The 18,053-nt window shown below is 70.2% G+C and carries 17 protein-coding genes; 12 read left to right on the top strand and 5 right to left on the bottom strand.

Annotated elements, in window-relative coordinates:
• Nucleotides 1-2 precede the first annotated feature (2 nt).
• From ABTY61_RS19610 to ABTY61_RS19590, 5 genes are all read left to right on the top strand, one after another.
• On the top strand, nucleotides 3-1,370 hold the full coding sequence (locus ABTY61_RS19610) for a hypothetical protein (protein ID WP_350506270.1): 1,368 nt from the start codon (nucleotides 3-5) through the stop codon (nucleotides 1,368-1,370).
• A gap of 43 nt (nucleotides 1,371-1,413) precedes the next feature.
• Nucleotides 1,414-2,100, top strand: a complete 687-nt coding sequence (locus ABTY61_RS19605) for a class I SAM-dependent methyltransferase (protein WP_350506269.1) — start codon at nucleotides 1,414-1,416, stop codon at nucleotides 2,098-2,100.
• A 34-nt stretch (nucleotides 2,101-2,134) separates the two neighbouring features.
• The gene (locus tag ABTY61_RS19600) at nucleotides 2,135-2,869 is read left to right on the top strand and encodes a class I SAM-dependent methyltransferase (RefSeq protein WP_350506268.1); all 735 of its coding nucleotides are present in this window, start codon (nucleotides 2,135-2,137) and stop codon (nucleotides 2,867-2,869) included.
• 148 nt (nucleotides 2,870-3,017) lie between these two features.
• Nucleotides 3,018-3,578, top strand: coding sequence for an ATP-binding protein (locus ABTY61_RS19595; RefSeq protein ID WP_350506267.1), 561 nt, complete (start codon nucleotides 3,018-3,020; stop codon nucleotides 3,576-3,578).
• Nucleotides 3,579-4,942: 1,364 nt separating this feature from the next.
• Complete coding sequence (locus tag ABTY61_RS19590; RefSeq protein WP_350506266.1) at nucleotides 4,943-6,742, top strand: acyl-CoA dehydrogenase family protein; 1,800 nt, start codon at nucleotides 4,943-4,945, stop codon at nucleotides 6,740-6,742.
• A 567-nt stretch (nucleotides 6,743-7,309) separates the two neighbouring features.
• On the opposite strand, the gene ABTY61_RS19585 is transcribed toward ABTY61_RS19590, so the two are convergent.
• Entirely contained in the window at nucleotides 7,310-8,233 is a 924-nt protein-coding gene (locus ABTY61_RS19585; RefSeq protein ID WP_350506265.1) for a helix-turn-helix domain-containing protein, read from the bottom strand.
• Between the two features lie 152 nt (nucleotides 8,234-8,385).
• Here ABTY61_RS19585 and ABTY61_RS19580 point away from each other — a divergent pair, with 152 nt between their 5' ends.
• The 3 genes from ABTY61_RS19580 to ABTY61_RS19570 all read left to right on the top strand — a co-directional run bounded on the left by ABTY61_RS19580 (nucleotide 8,386) and on the right by ABTY61_RS19570 (nucleotide 9,262).
• The gene (locus tag ABTY61_RS19580; protein WP_350506264.1) at nucleotides 8,386-8,562 is read left to right on the top strand and encodes a hypothetical protein; all 177 of its coding nucleotides are present in this window, start codon (nucleotides 8,386-8,388) and stop codon (nucleotides 8,560-8,562) included.
• A 97-nt stretch (nucleotides 8,563-8,659) separates the two neighbouring features.
• Complete coding sequence (locus ABTY61_RS19575; protein ID WP_350506263.1) at nucleotides 8,660-9,091, top strand: organic hydroperoxide resistance protein; 432 nt, start codon at nucleotides 8,660-8,662, stop codon at nucleotides 9,089-9,091.
• Between the two features lie 15 nt (nucleotides 9,092-9,106).
• On the top strand, nucleotides 9,107-9,262 hold the full coding sequence (locus ABTY61_RS19570) for a hypothetical protein (RefSeq protein WP_350506262.1): 156 nt from the start codon (nucleotides 9,107-9,109) through the stop codon (nucleotides 9,260-9,262).
• 409 nt (nucleotides 9,263-9,671) lie between these two features.
• Here ABTY61_RS19570 and ABTY61_RS19565 read toward each other — a convergent pair whose 3' ends face one another.
• Entirely contained in the window at nucleotides 9,672-11,096 is a 1,425-nt protein-coding gene (locus tag ABTY61_RS19565; protein WP_350506261.1) for an alpha/beta hydrolase family protein, read from the bottom strand.
• 132 nt (nucleotides 11,097-11,228) lie between these two features.
• Here ABTY61_RS19565 and ABTY61_RS19560 point away from each other — a divergent pair, with 132 nt between their 5' ends.
• Nucleotides 11,229-11,807 (top strand): TetR/AcrR family transcriptional regulator, encoded by a 579-nt coding sequence (locus ABTY61_RS19560; protein ID WP_350506260.1) that lies wholly within the window; start codon nucleotides 11,229-11,231, stop codon nucleotides 11,805-11,807.
• Nucleotides 11,808-11,836: 29 nt separating this feature from the next.
• Here the strand turns inward: ABTY61_RS19560 and ABTY61_RS19555 are convergent, their stop codons facing one another.
• The gene (locus tag ABTY61_RS19555) at nucleotides 11,837-12,268 is read right to left on the bottom strand and encodes an SRPBCC family protein (RefSeq protein WP_350506259.1); all 432 of its coding nucleotides are present in this window, start codon (nucleotides 12,266-12,268) and stop codon (nucleotides 11,837-11,839) included.
• Nucleotides 12,269-12,421: 153 nt separating this feature from the next.
• Here ABTY61_RS19555 and ABTY61_RS19550 point away from each other — a divergent pair, with 153 nt between their 5' ends.
• Nucleotides 12,422-13,294, top strand: coding sequence for a helix-turn-helix transcriptional regulator (locus ABTY61_RS19550; protein ID WP_350506258.1), 873 nt, complete (start codon nucleotides 12,422-12,424; stop codon nucleotides 13,292-13,294).
• A 381-nt stretch (nucleotides 13,295-13,675) separates the two neighbouring features.
• On the top strand, nucleotides 13,676-14,824 hold the full coding sequence (locus tag ABTY61_RS19545; RefSeq protein WP_350506257.1) for a metallophosphoesterase: 1,149 nt from the start codon (nucleotides 13,676-13,678) through the stop codon (nucleotides 14,822-14,824).
• Between the two features lie 107 nt (nucleotides 14,825-14,931).
• Here the strand turns inward: ABTY61_RS19545 and ABTY61_RS19540 are convergent, their stop codons facing one another.
• Nucleotides 14,932-15,663 carry a TetR/AcrR family transcriptional regulator gene (locus ABTY61_RS19540; RefSeq protein WP_350506256.1) on the bottom strand — a complete coding sequence of 244 codons (732 nt, stop codon included), beginning with the start codon at nucleotides 15,661-15,663 and terminating at the stop codon, nucleotides 14,932-14,934.
• 189 nt (nucleotides 15,664-15,852) lie between these two features.
• Here ABTY61_RS19540 and ABTY61_RS19535 point away from each other — a divergent pair, with 189 nt between their 5' ends.
• Entirely contained in the window at nucleotides 15,853-16,938 is a 1,086-nt protein-coding gene (locus ABTY61_RS19535) for an alpha/beta fold hydrolase (protein ID WP_350506255.1), read from the top strand.
• A 16-nt stretch (nucleotides 16,939-16,954) separates the two neighbouring features.
• Here the strand turns inward: ABTY61_RS19535 and ABTY61_RS19530 are convergent, their stop codons facing one another.
• On the bottom strand, nucleotides 16,955-17,896 hold the full coding sequence (locus tag ABTY61_RS19530; protein WP_350506254.1) for a molybdopterin-dependent oxidoreductase: 942 nt from the start codon (nucleotides 17,894-17,896) through the stop codon (nucleotides 16,955-16,957).
• Between the last annotated feature and the right edge of the window lie 157 nt (nucleotides 17,897-18,053).

The raw sequence follows: 18,053 nt of genomic DNA, 5'->3' as shown, positions 1-18,053 counted from the left end.
CCGTGAAGCTCCGCGACGCCTACGCCCTGTGGGCCGACGCGCACGCCTTCTTCGACTCCGCACTGCTGCCCGATGCCAGGCACGACGACCCGCTGACGGCCCAGACGGCCGTCTGGCACAAGCGCCTGACCGACGAGACGCCGAACGGCAGCCTGCTCCGAAAGAACGCGCTCTTCGACAGCCTCAGCAGCGACGGCAAGTTGCACCTGCTCCACGTCACCCACGCCCTGGAGGAGATCAGTAAGGAAGGGGTGCTCTACCCCTCCGGCGGATGCCTCGTCGGCAGCATCTACTGCGCGCCGCTCACACAGACGGACCATGGCTTCCGTATGCACAACCTGGCCGCCTACGTCCTCACCAAGGAGGCCCCGGCCTTCCTCGCCAAGGTCGGCCTGAGCGAGCGCACGCCCACACCGCTGATCTTCGAGATCACCACGCCGCCACAGGCGTACCGCGGATTGGCGGGCGTGGACTACCTGCGGCTGGGCTCGATCCACCTGCAGATCTACACCGACCTGGAGTACCTGCTCAGCAAGACCGAGCGACACCACCTGCGCGAGACCGTCGTCGGCCGGATCAAGAACTCCGCCGCGTTCCTGGCCCTGGCCGCCGGCATCGTCTACCAGGGCTCGACCGTGGCCACGGAGGGCTTCCTCCAACTGCTGGATGCGGCCATCCCCCGGCTACCGATCCTCGGTTACCTCTACTTCGAGGCCCTCGCTGAGTACCTCATGCTCCACTCCACCTCCGCACGCACCCGACAGCTGGCCGACCTCGGGGAGTTCAACAACTGGCTTTACAAGGAGATGCTCTTCGCCTCCTTCCCGGACATGGCCGGCAAATTCAACCTCGCCAGGTTCCGCCCCCGCCCGCAGCAACTGGCGACACTCCTGCAGCGGGTGGATCCGACCATCGACGCCGACCATGCCGGCGCCTACATGGTCGAGAGGATCAGCTACCTCGTAGCCGCGCGGCTCTTCACCAGCGGGCAGGTGCCCGAAGCCTGGCACCGCACACGCTGGGAGTTCGACAACCTCGCCACCCAACTCGGCCCGCTGCTCGGACACCTCATCCACCGCGAACTCCGCAGCTTCGGCCGGTACCCCGACTTCTACTTCTACTTCGACCAGCACAAGGCCCTGCAAGCCTGGAACTACTGGAACCACATGGACATCGTCGTGCCGTTTAACGGCACGATGCCCAAGGGCGAGATCGGCATCAACCCGGCCTACCCGAACCTGGATTACCGCGTCTGGCGTGCCGAGCCGGACGACTCCGGGCGCCTCCACCCGACCGAGCAGCTGGCGCTGAGCATCGCGCCGCGCCTGGTCGACATCAAGTACACACTCATGCGCAACAGCAGCCGCTGACCGCTGCCCCACACCCCTCGACGACCGATCGCGGAGGAGACGCATGCCCACCCACGGCCCTACCACCCCATCCACCACCGCCTGGCCGGCGCCCACCCGGCCGGCCGAAGCACTCTTCACCGAGATCTACCGCACCAACCACTGGGGATCCCCCGAGTCGGTATCGGGACCCGGTTCCGAGATGCGCCAGACCGAGGCCGTCCGAGCCGCCCTCGCCTCGGTGCTCGCGCACTACCCGATCCGTACCGTCACGGACGCCGGATGCGGCGACGTCAACTGGATCCGCCACGTCGACGGATTCGACCGACTGGACGCCTACCTCGGCCTCGACGTCGTCCCCGACATCATCCAGCTCAACCAGGAACGGCACGGCAGCGAGCGCGTCTCCTTCCGGCAGGCCGACCTGAGCAGGGACGACATCCCAGCAGCAGACCTCGTCATCGCACGGGACTGCCTCGTCCACCTCACCCACCACGAGGTGCTCGCCTTCCTCGACAGCCTGGCCACCAGCGGGTCGACGTACCTGCTCGCCACCACCTACGTCGGCCTCACTGAGAACCGCGACACCACGGACACCCACTGGCGCCCGCTCAACCTCCAGGCGGCCCCGTTCCACCTCCCCGAACCCGTTGAGCACTTCGACGCCGACTTCACGGACGGCGGCCGGCACCACCCCGGCAACGGACTGGGCCTGTGGACGATCGACCAGCTCAGCTCCCGCACCACCTGACCCTCACCCCAGGCGACCCAGGAAGCGAGACACAATGACGCCGCACGACCAGCAGATAGCCGCCCTGTGCGCCCAGCTCGACCAGGCCCTCGACTCACCTGCGACCACGCACGGTCTCGCCCGCACCCTCCGGGCGGCCGTCAAGGAAGTCGAACTGCACCGCCACCACCGGGCCAGCGTCGCTGCTCTGCCCGACGGTGTCCTCAAGCCCGGCCCCGCTAAGGTCCAGATCGGCGGTGGCGGCCACCGCATCGACGGCTTCTTCAACATCGACATCGTCCCGCCGGCTGACCTCCTGTGGGACGTGCGCGAGGGCATCCCGCTCGACGACGCCGGCACCGAGACGATCTTCTCCGAGCACTTCCTGGAGCACATCGACTACCCGCGCTCCGCCAAGCACTACGCCCACGAGGCCCACCGTGTCCTCGCCCCTGGTGGGCAGCTCATCACCGGCGTCCCCGACGCCGCCTTCGTCCTGAACCAGTACCCGGCACCGCCGGACCGGGCTGCCGAGATGATCGAGCGGTGGTACGCCAAGCGGCAGTGCCGAGGCGACATCAACACCTACCTCGACCTCATCAATTACGTCTTCCGCGACCAGGACGACGACCCGACCTACAACCCCCACTACTGGGCGTACGACCACGAGAAGCTCGCCCAGCTCTTCACCGAGGCCGGCTTCAAGACCGTCAAGCCGTGGACCTTCGACCCAACCTTGGCCAACCCGAAGCGCCAGTGGGCCAGCGTCTACGTGATCGCCACGAAGTAGCCGCGCCCGCGAGCGATCCGCACGGGAGCGCATAGGACCTCTGCCCGTGGTGGCCGGCAATCCGGCCACCACGGGACGGCGGGACCACCTGATCAACGCCAACAGCAGGCACCCGCACGCCTACGCAGCCCCGAGCGGGAGGCACCTCTTGTCGCAAGGCCATCCGTACGTCAGCCACCTGACCTTGGCCGACACCCCCAACGCGGTCCCCTGGGCCCGCCGGCACACCGCCGACATCCTGCGCCGCTGGCAGGTCCCGGACGCTGTCATCGAGACGGCCAACCTCATCGTCTCCGAGCTCACCACCAACGCGATCCGCCACCCGGCCAACGACCAGCCGCAGAGCACCGGATATCCGAGCCTCGCCGACGTCGGCACGTTCACGCTCGGACTCCAGCTGACGGGAACGGGCTTACTCGTCCAAGTCGCAGACCGCGATCCCCGACCGCCAGTACGGCGCGAGGTGGGCGTGGAGGCCACTGGCGGACGCGGGCTCTTCCTGGTGAGCGAGATGGCCAGCCGCTGGGGCCACTACCCGATGGCGGCCGGGAAGGTGGTCTGGGCCGAACTCCCACTCCGCGGTGCACACCAGCCCAGAGCGGAGCACGTCAAGCAGGCCGAGCCGCGAGATGGACCGGGCGATGCCACCGGTCCGGTGTCCGACCCGCTGCTGATAGGCCGCGTACTGGTCGGCCTGCGCGAGCTGTAGCACCGACGACCCTGGCGCTGGTTTGCGAGTGTCATACAGCGAGCAGGATCGCTTCGATCCCCTGCTGCACGTCGTGAGAGGTGCTGTTTGAAGCCGTTGCGCGGCGAGTCACGTTCCAAGAAGCCCGCGAGCCGGCCTGGTGAGGACATGCTCCGTGCTGTCCTCGCGAAGGCACCCGCCGAACAGCGGAAGCTCGCCGATGGTCGAGATACGGAGTCCGTTCTCGTCGGTATGGTCCATGAGTGGGGCGAAATCCGCGGCGGCAAGGTCTGGTGCGATATCACTGGCAGTCGGTGGGCTCACTTGTCCGATGACTCATGGGTCATCGGCGACTACCGTCCGCTTGGTCTGAGCGCGGACATGTGCGCGGTCAGCGATCACGCAGTGGCACGAACCTTCGCCTCCGGTTACCAGAAAATGATCTCTAGTAGCGTGCCCCCGGTGTCCTACTGGAGCGTCATCACCACGCTGGAGGACGTCATACCCGTCATGCTCGCTGTCCTCGACCGCGAACTGACCGGTGCGATCGCATGCCTCGACTGGTACCTCCAGACACCATGCTCCCCCAGGCTCTGCCCCCACCACCCAGACGGCGATGGCCCCCCAATCTGTGGCTCGACCGCCTGCGCAGACGCCGCACCCGACAGCCCATGCGACTGTGTCTGCGGGGGCGAGAATCACGGCATCGGCAGGGGTGCACTCCGTACTACACGCCCTGAAGCGCCCGACTGGTCCACCGCGCCAGCACCGTTGTGGCAGCCGGGCTTCGGCACCGTAGAGGTAGATCCGACGCACCGCCGGATTGCTGGGCGTAGTCCGTTCAGCCGGCACGGCACTCGCGTACGTGCCCCCTCAATGGCGTGGACCGGCGCGGTGGAAGCCGCACCAGCAGGCCGCAACTGAGCACCACCTGGTCTCAGTTTTGGTCTCATTCACCCCCGTCCGGCCGGGTTCAGCCGCTGCCCAGCGGTCCGCTCCACCGCAGGTCAGAACGGGTGTGAACCCCAGCGGACCCGCTTCGTGAGAATTGGAAAGCGTGTTGGGGGCAACCCCTCACGAGTTCGAATCTCGTATCCTCCGCCATGGCTCACCAGCCATAACGAAGGCCCCGACCGCCCAGCGGTCGGGGCCTTCGTCGTAGTCGCAATTCTGGTCGCATTCACATCGGGCATGCCGGACGAATCCGCACTGGCGGTTCGATCGTGCTCGCCGCCCACCCCACCATGGCCCTGCGCTCCGGCGTCCGCTTGGAGACCGCCGACGCGGCTGCGCGACGGCATGTCGCGTGTCGCCACGTTTTAACACAACGGCAACCGAAAGATCGTTTCTGCCCGCCGTCCGCCGTCGTTGAACCGGGCGTGCCTATGACGACCGACACTCCCGTCACACTCGACCACAGCCGCTTATCCGAGGCCCTGTTCCAGGACGGCCCCGAGGGTGCTTACGTCCACGCGCACTGGCGCAAGGCCATCTCGGCCGAACTGTTCCGCTACCGCCCCGAGGCCCGAATCGAGGAGAGGTGGCAGCTCGCGTACGACCGTCTGCGCGGACTGAACGACGAACTCCCCCTCCCTGCCGAGTGGCTGGCCTGCGATCCGCGCGAGTTGGCCGCACTCCACGAATGGGCCGCGGTGGTGGACGGCGCCACGGCGACCGTGGCCGGCATCCACTACAACCTCTTCCTGGGCAGCGTGCTCGACGACCAGGTGTCGCCGGCGCGCGACCTCGGCGAGTTCGCGTCCCTGGCCCGTACCGGAACCTTCCTGTGCACGGAGCGGGCGCACGGGAACGACGCGGCCGCGCTGGAGACGGTCGCCCGCTACGACCGTGAGCACGACGAGTTCGTGTTGCACACGCCGAACGACGGTGCATGGAAGTTCATGCCCAACACCAGTCCGGCGGGCGGGCCGAAGACCGCGGTCGTCGCGGCCAGGCTGCTGGTCGATGACCGGGACGAGGGCGTCTTCCTGTTCCTCACACCGCTGAGCGACCACCGGGGAGCGATGCCGGGAGTCACCGTGACGATGCTGCCGGAACGGATCGGCAGCCCGGTGGACCACTGTGTCACCGGCTTCGACCGAGTGCGGCTGCCGCGGACCGCGCTCATTCAGGGGCCGCACGGACAACTGCTGCCGGACGGTACCTTCACCAGCGCAGTGGGCAGCTCACGCAAGCGCTTCCTGCACGCCATCGGCCGGGTGACAGTGGGGAAACTCTGCATGAGTGCGAGCACGCTCGGGGGCTGTCGAGCGGCGCTGGCGACCGCGGTCCGCTACGCGTACGTGCGGCACATCTCCGGCTCGGCCACCGGACAGCGTGTCCCGCTGGCCGCGCACCGCAGCCACCACGCCCGGCTGCTCGACCGTGTGGCCACCGCCTATGCCATGACCTTCCTCCACCGGGCGGTCACCGAACGGTGGATCACCCACAGGCCCGAGGAACGCGCGGAGACGGAACGCCTGGTGGCCGTCACCAAGGGCTGGATCACCTGGCAGGCCCGGGACATCACGATCGAGAGCCGGGAGCGCTGCGGGGCCCAGGGGCTCTTCCCGGTGAACGGACTGGCGGAGTACTCCGCGAACGCGGACGGGGCGATCACGGCCGAGGGTGACAACCTGGCGATCTGGTGCAAGGCCGGCGCCGAGATGATCTTTGGCCACACGCTCACCCCGAAGCCCGAGGGCGCCACCGGCGCGGAGGATCTGACCGACCCCGGCTTCCTCCGGCGGACCCTCGCCGCCGCCGAGCGCCACTGGCACCTGGCCGCCCGGCGCGACCTTCGCGGCGGCCTGTCGCGTAACGGCTTGGGTCGCTGGAACAACGCGTCCGACGCCGCGCTGGCCCTGGTCGAGGCGTACGCGGTAGGGCAGGCCGCCGACGCGTTCGTCGCGGCCTGCACACGTGTGACCGACCGGTCCACGCGAGCCGTGCTGGAAGACCTGTGCGCTCTGTTCCTGCTCGGACAGGTGGAGTCGCGCAGCGGACTGCTGCTGGTCGAGGAGGCGCTGACAGCCGAGCAGGTCGGTGCGCTGTCCGAGACCCGGCAGAGGCTGGTCACCCGGCTCGCTCCGCAGTTGTCCGCGCTGACGGAGGCCTTCGACATCCCTGAGGAGCACCTGTCCTCCCTCCCGATGCTCACGGCCGTCCCGGCTCCCCGCTCCTGAATCGGTGGCAGGCCGGCCCGTCGCCGACTGCGGCCGCGCCCTCGTGCCCACGGCACACGCGGCTGCCTCTGGTTGCGGTTCTGGTTGCACTCACCCCCGTCCAGCCCCGTCCAGCCCCGTCCAGCCCCGTCCGGAGCCCGGCGAGCGAGCCACTCCGCCGAAGGTCAGGACATCTCCGGCCGCCACCGAACGCCCGGACCTGGAAAGCGTGTTGGGGGCAACCCCGCACGTGTTTGAATCTCGCATCCGCCGCCGGCAGATGGCCCGGACCACTCAGCGGTCCGGGCCTTCGTCGTCTCGTGTTCTCAGTTGGGTTCCCGGGGCTCACCGCCCACTCCCACCTCGGGAGAGCGGTCGCGGAGCGTGAGGGCGACGATGGCTGGACCCGCACGCGACCCGCGATGCGATTCTTCGGATCGTCGATGCCGAGAAGCCCCCTCTCAGGGTCCTCCTCGGCAGGTCCTTCCCCGACGTCGCCGCCCTCTACGAGGAGCGTCTGAGCACCTGGCGTCAGTGGCAACCGGTCTCCCTGGCCGCGTTCGGCTCAATGAATGCGCCGTTCCGGGATCAGCTCGCGCTGGTCTGAGGGTGGCCGCTTCCGGCGGTCCCGGAGCTGTGCCGGCCTGCCCGCCGGTCGACCGGGGCACCGGCCCGGGCGAGAAGGTGCAGTGCGGCCTGTGAGCCTGAGCCGGCCTCAGCGGTCGCGACGACGATGCGCTGCCCACTCGCCTGCGGGATCGTCAGGGTCTGCAGGTTGAGGTGCAGCCGGCCGACCAGAGGATGGTGCATGCGATAGCCGGCGATGTCCCAGTTCCGGACCCGGTTCTCGGACCACATGGTGGCGAATTCCGCACTCTTCATGGCCAGTTCGCCGATCAGCGCGGCCAGCCGGGGATCGTCCGGATACTGGCCGGCGGCAAGCCGCAGCTTCCCCACCACTGCCCTGGCCTTCCTCGGCCAGTCCACGAACAGATCCCGGGTGTGAGCGTCCAGGAAGACCAGCCGCGCCATGTTCGGGCGCCGGTCCGGCTGATCGGGGATGTGCGGGTCCAGATGTCCGGCGAACAAGGCGTGTCCCGTACGGTTCCAGGCCAGCACGTCGCTGCGGCGCCCCAGCACCACCGCCGGTGCGTCACCGAACGCTCCGAGCAGCTGCCTGGTCGCGTCATCCGCGTACTCGGGCGCCAGCCTGCGGCGCTTGCTGCCGCGACGTGCGGCGTGAGCCAGATCGTGCAGGTGGGCCTGCTCCACCTCATCCAGGCCGAGGGCCCGGGCAAGAGCGTCCAGCACCTCCGGCGAAGCGTTGAGCGACACCCCCTGCTCCAGCCGCGTGTAGTAGGACAGGCTCACCCCCGCCAACTGGGCCAGCTCATCGCGGCGCAGCCCGGGCACGCGCCGTCGCTCTCCGAAATCCGGCAGTCCCACATCCGCCGGTTGCAGCAGCGACCGGCGGATCTGCAGGAACTCCCCCAACCGCACTGACTTGTTCATGCAGCCGAGTATGTACGCGCCGGCGCCGTGCAGCCTGCCCCTGCCGGGGTCACCCACCCGTGGGCGCAGCCCCCGGTGTCCGGCAACCCGCTGGATCCACAAGCCCTTTCCCGGACCTACCCCTGGCAGGGGCAGGCTGTGCGGGAGCCCGGATGCACATACTTGGCACCGAGCCGGCCGCCAGGCAGACCCGGCAGACCCGTCGGACCAGGCAGACCAGGCAGACCAGGCAGACCAGGCAGACCAGGGATGACGCGATGCCCGCCGCATCCGCGTCCGGATCCGCCGGCACCGGCACCACCACCGGTACCGGCACCAGTACCAACTGACCAGCCGTTCCAGCGGGAGCTGGTCGACAGCACACCCGCGCGGGAGCGCCCATCAGACGTGCCCTCATCCGGCGCGTCCTCATCGAAGGAACCGGACATGAGCGACACCATCTACACCACCACCGCCACCTCCTGGGGCGGCCGCGACGGCAAGGTCGCCACCGAGGACGGCCGTCTGACGGCGTCGCTGTCCATGCCCAAGGAGCTGGGCGGCGACAACGGCCCCGGTACCAACCCGGAGCAGCTGTTCGCCGCCGGCTACGCGGCCTGCTTCCACAGCGGCCTGCGCTTGGTCGCGGGGGCGAAGAAGCTGGACGTCAGGGAATCGGCGATCTCGGTGACCGTCTCCATGGTCGGGTCGCTCGCCGAGGGCCGGCTGGGTCTGGCGGCCAGGATCGAGGCCCAGCTGCCCGGCGTGGACTCTGAGGCCGCACGGGAACTGCTCGAGGCGACCCATCAGGTGTGCCCGTACTCGAACGCGACGCGGGGCAACGTCCAGGTCGAACTGGTGCTGATCGAGGAGAACTGACGCGCACGCGATCGGATGCTCGGACGGACAGCCGACATCGGGGTACACGGCGCCTGGCTCGACTTCATCCGCCACAGCACCCCGGGCTGGACCCCGTACGACACCGGCACCCGCACCGCCGCCGTCATCGACGAGCAATGGAGCGCTGTCGGCCTCCCCGCCCCTCGATGAGGGAAGCCGGGAGGCAGGGGGATCCCGACCGGGCCGTGGTTGCAGTGCTGGTTGCGTTCACCCCGGTCCGTGAGCCGGAGGTATTCCACCCGCTCACGGACCAGGGTCCTGGGCCCTTGAGCCACCGTCCGGTTCTTCCGGATCTCGAACATCGCACCCCTCGAACTGGGGTGTCGCAACGATCCCTGGAACTCAAGCGCCGGTCGGGGCCTTCGTCGTCTCGTGGTCGCAGTGGCCGAGATCCACTGGGGAATGGCCGGCTGCACGACCGCGTCCGATCGGCGGGCCCTCGGCCGAGCCCTCGCGTTCGCGCCTGCCGGCCGCCGCCGCATCGATCGCGCACGCGCTCACTGCACCGTCACCCACGGAGCCCCACAGTCTGGTGGCAGTTCACCCGTGAGTGCGTTCATCACGGGGTGAGCAGCCCCCAGGACGCGGCCCACGGGAGGAAGGCCAGGCCGCCTGTCACCAGCAGGCCGAGCCTGATGCGCAGGAGAGCGGTCGCCTGCGATGTGCTGCGCCACCACTGGGCGGCGGTGGCGATGGTGGCGGCGACGGTGACGCCTGCCAGGAGTTGGAGTGTGAGCCAGACGACGGCCCGTCCCGCGATGACAGGGCCGGCGTCCATGGTGGCCTGGACGTAGAGCAGGTAGAGGGTGAAGCCGAGAGTGGCAACTGCCCCGGTGGCACTGAGCAGGCGGGCGGAAAGCGCGGCAGGTGGTGCGGTCCGGCGCCCGCGCAGTCGACGCAGGAGCGCGACCAGAGGGTAGGTGGTGAAGGACGTCAGCAGGACCAGGAGCAGGGCGAGTTGGACTCCGTATGTTCGGTACCAGGGGGCCGGGGCCAGTTCGGGACTGGCGAAGTCCTGGCGCGGGGGCGTCCCGGTGTCCGCGGACGGCGCGACGTCGGGCAGGTCGGCGACCCACCGGGCCATCAGGGGAACGTAGCCAGGAGTCAGATCGGCGCCGCGGTCGAAGCCGTCCGTCGTGGTGTGCAGCTTGTGTTCGGCGTCGGGGAAGAAGTGGATGGTGGAGCGGTTGTTACCGGCCTGGCGCAGTGCGTCTTGGAGGATCCGAGAACTCTCCAGCGGCGGCTCCTGGTGGTCCTGTCCGCCCCACAGGGCCAGGACGGGCTGCTGAAGGCGGGCCAGCGCTCCGGCTGCGTCGTGGTCGGCCTCGGGGAACAGGCCCGCGTCGGCCATCAAGCGGGTGCCCGACTGCGCGATCGGGCCCAGCATGGATCCTCGTACACCGGTCCTGCGGAGCTTGTTGGTCAGGTACCAGGCCTGGGCGCGCGCGGGGGAGACTCCGCTGGCGCCGACCAGCACGAGGAACTTCACGTCGGGCGACTGGGCGGCGGCCAGCGGAGCGACCCAGCCGCCCTCGCTGAAGCCCCAGAGTCCGACGCGGTCCGGGTCCACGCCGGGGCTGGTACGCAGCGTCTGCACCGCTGCCAGTGCGTCGTCGGCGAGGAGTCGGTAGGAGCGCTGGGTCTGGGAGTAGCCGACGGTGCGCTTGTCGTAGCTGAGCACGACGAATCCGGCGCGGGCCATCGCCTCGGCCTCGGTCCGGTACTGCCCGCGGGCGCCGGGCCCCGCACCCTGCACCAGCACGATCGCGGGGTGGCGCCGAGCACCGTCGAGGGGGGAGAGGATGGTCGCGTTCAGGCTCGGGCCGGCGTTGTGGAGGGTCGTCTCCTGGCTGCCGAGGCCGGTGGGCGTCTCGTGCGGCGGCGACTCCGCTCGGCTCGTGCCCGGCGTGAGGGTGGCGAGGAGTAACGCTGCGGCGAGGATTGCCGCCGCACGGATCGCGGGTCTGGTGATCGCGGTGTTCATGTGATTCCCCCTGGGAGTGTTCCAGCTCAACGAGACGAGACGAGACGTTCCGGTTCGTTTGGAGAATGGCACGGCGCTTCAGGACGGGTCAAGACGATACGTCTCGTCTCATGTTTGCCTTATGATTCCCCCATGACATCGCCAGCCAGTTCCGGGCGCCGCAGTCGGCGTTCCCATGAGGCCACGCTCGCGGCAGCCTTCGAGCTGGCAACCGAGGTCGGCTATGCCCAGGTGACGATCGAGGGGATCGCGGCCCGCGCGGGCGTGGGGAAGCAGACGATCTACCGGTGGTGGCCGTCCAAGGGCACGGTCGTCCTGGAAGCCGTCAACGAGAAGGTCGGCAGCGGGATCGACTTTCGCTCCACCGGTGACGTGATCGCCGATCTCACCGGGCAGATGAGCGCGGTCGTCGGGCTGCTCAACACCGAGATGGGCGACATCTTCACCGGCCTGATCGCCGAAGCCCAGTCCGACCCGGTGCTGACCGAGGCGATCCTGGACACGATCGTCAGGCCGCGCACCCGGGAATGCGCGGACCTGCTGAAGGAGGGCCAGCGGCTAGGGCAGATCCGGGACGACGTCGACCTCGACGCCGCGGTGGAGTTGCTGTACGCACCCCTGTACTACCGGCTCCTCCTGCGCATCGCACCGCTCTCGACCGATCACGTGGCAGACGTTCTCGCACTGGCGTTCCGCGGACTGCGACCGTAACGGGGCCATCGGGCCGCCCGGTCGCACCGTCAGCGGGCGAAGCGTGCGCGCAGTGCGGCCAGACCTGCGGAGAAGACCCCGCGAGCGGACTCCGCCATGTCCCGTTCCGCCGCGGCCTCGACGTCGTAGGTCGCGCTCCACTCCACGAAGCTCCCGTTCAGCTCCGTGACGGGGAGAACCCGCAACGACGCCCGGTAGTTGCGCAGCGGGAAGACGCCGTCCGGGAGGCTGAAGGTGTAGCTGCGGCCCTCTTCGTCGAAGGCCAGCAGGGTCTCGCGGATCTCGGTCCCACCGATCGAGAAGATCCGGACCGCCCCGACCGCATCCGCCGGCCCGCCGCCCTCGATGCGGCTCGGCGGCATGTGGGGGTGCCAGTCGCCCAGGCCGTTGAAGTCCCGGATGAGACCCCACACGTCGTCAGCGGGTGCTTCCACCAAGGTACTCACAGTCGTCTTCGGCATGGTCGCCCGTCCTGTCTGCTCTGCGGTCATTCGAACGAATGCCATCTTCGACAGCCGCACGGCCTCCAGCCAGAGCCCTGTCGGCTCCGGGAACCGTGGTCCTGGGTCTGCCGGACCCAGGACCCGGTCGGCGGGGTACGCCACACTTGTGGCGTGGACAGACGAGTTGAGTTGGGCGATTTCCTGCGATCCCGCCGAGCGCGGCTGCTTCCCGAGGACGTCGGTCTCCCCCCAGCCGGTCGGCGCCGGGTGCCGGGGCTGAGGCGGGAGGAGCTCGCCGCACTGGCCGGGGTGAGCGCCGACTACTACACCCGCCTGGAACAGGGCCGCGACGTGAACGTCTCGGCCGAAGTCCTGGACGCCGTCTGCCGAACCCTGCGCCTGGACAATGCCGAGCGCAGCCACCTGCACCACCTGGCCAGGCCCGGGCAGCCCGCTCCCGCCCGCGTCCGGCCCCAGGGGCCTACCCACCGGGTGCGCCCCGGCCTGCTCCGGGTGCTCGACACCCTCGACAACGCGCCCGCCATGGTGGTCGGACGGCGTCTTGAGATACTCGCCTGGAACCGCTTGGCAAGCGCCCTCATCACCGACTTCGCAGCACTGCCCGAGAGCGGACGCAACGGGATACGCCTGCTGTTCCTCGACGACTCCGTCAAAGACCTGTACCCCGACTGGGAACAGGTGGCCCGGGACGCTGTCGCCGACCTGCGGATGGACGCCGGCCGCCACCCCGACGACCCCCTGCTCGTGGCCCTGGTCGGTGAACTCTCCGAACTGAGCGAGGACTTCCGACGCTGGTGGGCCGAACACCCGGTCCGCGAGAAGGCCAACGGGACCAAGCGCTTCCACCACCCGATCGTGGGGGAGCTGACCTTGTCCTACGAGACCTTCCGCCTGCCCGACGACCCCGATCAGGCCCTCGTCATCAATACGGCCCAGCCCGGCTCCCCGTCCGCCGAGGCGCTGAGCCTGCTCGCCAGCTGGGGGACGAAAGCCCGCCCCGCGAGGACGGCGGCCCGCGCGTAGGCCTCCCCGCTCTCCTGCGCCGGCTCCCCCGGCGGTGGCCCGCCGGCCCGCGCGTGGAGATCACGCGATGCCCACTCGTGCATCGACCGCGAGTCGGTGCAGCCGATGGCCGGTGCCTCACAAAGGATCCCAAGCATCCGCTGCCCGAGGAGGGTGACGTCGTCGCGGACGTCCTGCGGTGACTCGTGCAGGGCGGGGACGGCGGGTGGCGGATGATGGGGAGGAGCACGGGGAGCAGACGTGAGGGGCAGCGCAGTGGGTGACAGCGGAACCAGCGGTGCGGGACCGGAACTCCCGGCGGGCGGTGGGGAGTCCGGGGCAATCGCGGCTGCCGCGCGGCCCGAGGGCGGGGCGGCAGCGGGCCCGGGACGGCGGCGGTCCGTGGCCCGGCGGCTGGCCGTGCTGGTGCTGGTGCTCGTGCTGCTGGGCGGAGCGCCCTGGTGGACGCTCCTCGGTTCGGGTGCCGACTGGCCGTTCCCGGTGGTCCTGGCCGGCACGGTGGTGTTCGCCGCCTGGCTGGTGTCCTTCCCGTTCCTGATGATCGCGGGCCACGGGTCGCGGCGGAACGACCGGGCGGCCCGCGTCGCGGACACCAGCCTCGGGGTGGTCTGGGTGCTGTTCACCTGGTCCGTCCTGGGCGGACTGGTGAACCTCGTCCTGGGCGGGCTCGACGTCGGCGGCACCGACCGGGCCAGGACCGTGGCGGCGGCGGTGGCCGCGGTCTCGGCCGGGCTGCTCGCCTGGGGGCACCGCGAGGCGATGCGGGTGCCCCGGGTGAAGCGGCTGGACGTCCACCTGCCGCGGCTCGGCGGCGGGCTGGACGGGACCAGGGTCGTGGTGCTCGCCGACACCCACTACGGGCCGATCGACCGGGCGGACTGGTCGGCCCGGGTCGCCGCGGCGGTCAACGCGCTCGACCCGGACGTGGTGGTCCACGCCGGGGACATCGCCGACGGCACTCCCGCCCAGCGCCGGGAGCAGTCCGCGCCGCTCGGCACCGTCCGGGCCCGGCTGGCCAAGGTCTACGTCACGGGCAACCACGAGTACGGCGGGGAGGCCCAGGGCTGGCTGGACCGGATGGCGGACCTCGGCTGGGAGCCGCTGCACAACCGCCACGTCGTGGTCGAGCGCGGCGGGGACGCCCTGGTGCTGGCCGGCGTGGACGACGTCACCGCGGAGTCCTCCGGCCTGGCCGGGCACCGGGCCAACCTGCTCGGCGCGCTGGCGGGCGCGGACCCGGACCGGCCCGTCCTGCTCGTCGCCCACCAGCCCAAGTACGTCCCGCAGGCCGCGGCCGCCGGCGTCGACCTGCAGATCTCCGGGCACACCCACGGCGGCCAGATCTGGCCGTTCAACTTTCTCGTCCGGATCGACCAGCCCGTGGTGCACGGCCTCAGCCGGCACGGCGAGCGCACCCGGCTCTACACCAGCCGGGGCACCGGCTTCTGGGGACCTCCCTTCCGGGTCTTCGCCCCGAGCGAGATCACCGTGCTCACCCTGCGCTCGGGCGACGCCCCGGCCGGCGGGTAGCGCAGGCGCCCCGGTCGGCAGGCAGCACAGCCGCCCCGGCCGGCAGGCAGCACACCCCCGGGGCGTCACGCCGGGGACGTCAAGCCGGGGACGTCACACCCGCGGCTTCACACCGGGCGGCCGGGCTGGTCGAGGAGCAGCTGGACGCCGTCGAGGATGCGGGCCAGGCCGAACTCCAGCGGGTCGACGGGGTCGGGGGCGAAGGCACCGGCAGCGATGGCCCGGGTGAGGGTGGGGAAGCGGTCGGCGTGGCGTTCCAGGAGTTCATCGGTGAGCCGGCCCCATTCCCGGCTGTGCTCCTCGTCGAAGTCGAGGTCCTGCTGGACGAGGGTGCGGACCAGGCCGGCGACCAGGACGAAGACCCGGTGCTGCTCGGCGGCGCTCAGGCCGGAGGGCTCCAGGGCGGCGAGGGCCGCGTCCAGCCAGCCGAGCTGGTGGGGGCCCATGAGCTGGCGGCGCATGGCGGTGGCCGCCAGCAGCCAGGGGTGGGCGCGGTGGAGCGCGGCGGAGCGGCGGGCCCATTCGGTGATGCGCTGCCGCCAGTCGTCGCCGGCGGCTGACAGGTCGGGGACGCCGGCGAGCACGGACTCGACCATCAACTCGACCAGTTCGGCCTTGCCGGGCACGTAGCGGTAGAGCGCCATGGCCGAGACGCCGAACTCGGCGGCGACCTTGTTCATGGAGACCGCGTCCAGCCCCTCGGCGTCGGCGATCACCACGGCGGCGGCGGCGATGCGCTGGGGGGTCAGGCTGGGCTTGGGCCCGCGGGTGGGCTGGTCCCGCTCGCCCCACAGCAGTGCGATGCCCGCGCGCAGGTCGCGTGCCTTCTCCTTGGCCATCCCGGTCTCCTCTTCGAATCTTCGGATCGTCGAATCCTGTGCGGCTTCCGCGCCGTCGCGGCCTCCGCACGTCCGTTGCGGCCTCCGCACGTCCGTTGCGGCTTCCGTGCGCCGTCCGTTGACAGCACCTCGAACTGTATATACCTTAAACACATCTGCTGACGCAGTAAACAGTTTGGGGGATACACCATGCTTGCCACCATCGCCATCGCCACCACCGCCGCCCTCGCCACTCCCGTCGCCGGGGTGCTGGGCTACCGACAGCTCAAGCGCGCGGCACTCACGAAGAAGCTGCGGATCACCGCGCCGAACGGCGTCGAGGAGTCCGGCTTCGTCCGGATCGGCGGCATCGACCAGTGGATCTCCATCCGCGGCGAGGACCGCAGCAACCCGGTGATCCTGGAGATCCTCGGCGGCCCCGGCGCCTCCAACCTGGCCTTCCTCCCCCGCACCCACAGCTGGGAGAAGCACTTCACGATCGTCCGCTGGGACATGCGCGGCGCCGGTTTCACCTTCGCCGCCGGCGGCCCGGAGGGGCAGGGCGAGCTGAGCCACCCGCAGCTGTACCGCGACGCCCTGGAGGTCACCGAGCACCTGCGGACCCGGCTCGGCGTCGACCGGCTGCTGCTGGTCGCCAACTCCTTCGGCACCGTCCTCGGCCTGCGGCTGGCCCGCAACCACCCCGAGCTGTACTCGGGTTACGTCGGCACCGACCAGAACATCATCGACGGCGGCCGGGAGCGCACCGCCTACGACGCCCTCGTCGACCGGCTGCGCGCGGCGGGCCGGAAGAAGGAGAAGGAGCTGGCCACCGCCCTGGCCATGGGCGCCGACCGGACCCGGTGGACCACCAAGGACGTCGCCGAGTACAACAAGCTGGTCCTCACCAGCGACCCGCTCTCCTACGACACCATGAAGACCGTGGTGATGCGCTCGCTCTGGTTCTCCCCCCTGCACACCCTGCGCGGCCTGCGGTCGTATCTGAAGGCCATGGAGTTCTCCGAGAAGCTCCAACTGGAGGCTGCAACCTTCGACGAGCGGGCCGAGGGCACCGACTTCCGGATCCCGTTCTTCGTCTTCCAGGGCGACAGCGACGTCCTCACCCCGCCCGCGCCCGCCCGGCGGTTCTTCGACGACGTCACCGCCCCGGTGAAGGAGTTCGCGCTGATCCAGGACGCCAGCCACTTCGCGAGCTTCCGCCACCCTGACCGGTTCCTCGACCTGATGCTCACCAAGGTCCGCCCGGCGATCACCACCCGGCCGGCCGCCCGCTGAACCGGGCGGGCCGGTGTCACTCCGCCACGACGGCTATCTCGTGGACGGCGTTGCGGTCACCGGTGAGCGGCTGGACCCGCCCTGCGGAGTCGGTGGCCCGGCAGCGGATCCGGTGCCGCCCCGGGGCGAGGTCGTGCCGGAGCCGGAACCGCTGCCACGTGGGGTGCGGACCGCGCGCGTCCAGCTCGGCGGGCTGCCAGTCGGCGTCGTCCACCGCGACCTCGACGGCCGTCACCTCGGTGGAACTCCAGGCGTAGCCCGCCAGTTCGCGAACCCCGGCGGGCACGGTGGAGCCGTCCCGCAGGCTCAGCAGCTTGCTGCTGACGTCCTTCTCACGGACCGGCCGGACCTCGCTCTCCCCCGGCAGGACGCGGGTGTACAGGCGGGTGGTGAACAGGTGTTCGGCGCGGTCGGCGGCCAGCACGATCCTGGTCAGCCACTTGACCGAGTTGGTGCCGAACATCAGCGGCGCCACCGCGCGCACCGGGTACCCGTGGTCGGGGCGCAACGGTTCGCCGTTCATCCGGTGCGCCAGGACGACCTCGGTGCGGGCCTGCTCCAGCGGCAGGTCCTTGAGGAAGTTCACGTCGCTCTCCCCCGCGAAGTCGGCCCGGTCGGCGCCCTCCAGCCAGACGTGCCGAGCCTCCGGAAGCGGGCCGGCCAGCGCCAGCACCTCGGCGAGCGGGACGCCGACCCACTCCAGGTTGGTGACGGCGCGGGTCGGCACGGTGGGGTGCAGCGGATTGCCGAAGCACTCGTGGACGGCGGTGAATTCGGTCTGCGGCAGACGCTTCAGGGCCTGGAAGTCCAGCCGCAGGGGCCGCTCCACCAGGCCCTCGACGGTGAGCGTCCAGCTGGCGGCGTCGAGCCCCTGGGGCCGGCCGAGGTGGTTGCGGATGAATACCTCGTCGACCGGGGTGCGGAAGACGTCGGGCGTCTCCGGAGTCGTCTTGAACATGCGTCATACCCCCGTGCTGATTCCACTGTTCCCGGGATCGACGGTACAAGAAGGGACTGACAACGAGTCGCTCAGGCCCCCCTCCGCCCGCGCGGCCCAGGCCGGGTCGTACGGGACGACGTGGATCGGCTCGTCCAGCTCAGGGGCGGTGTTCGAG

Origin of the sequence: Kitasatospora sp. NPDC096128 (genome assembly GCF_040303105.1) — a bacterium.
Taxonomy (GTDB): domain Bacteria; phylum Actinomycetota; class Actinomycetes; order Streptomycetales; family Streptomycetaceae; genus Kitasatospora.
The sequence above is the reverse complement of the archived record's forward strand: the minus strand, read 5'-3'. Positions and strand labels throughout refer to the sequence as shown.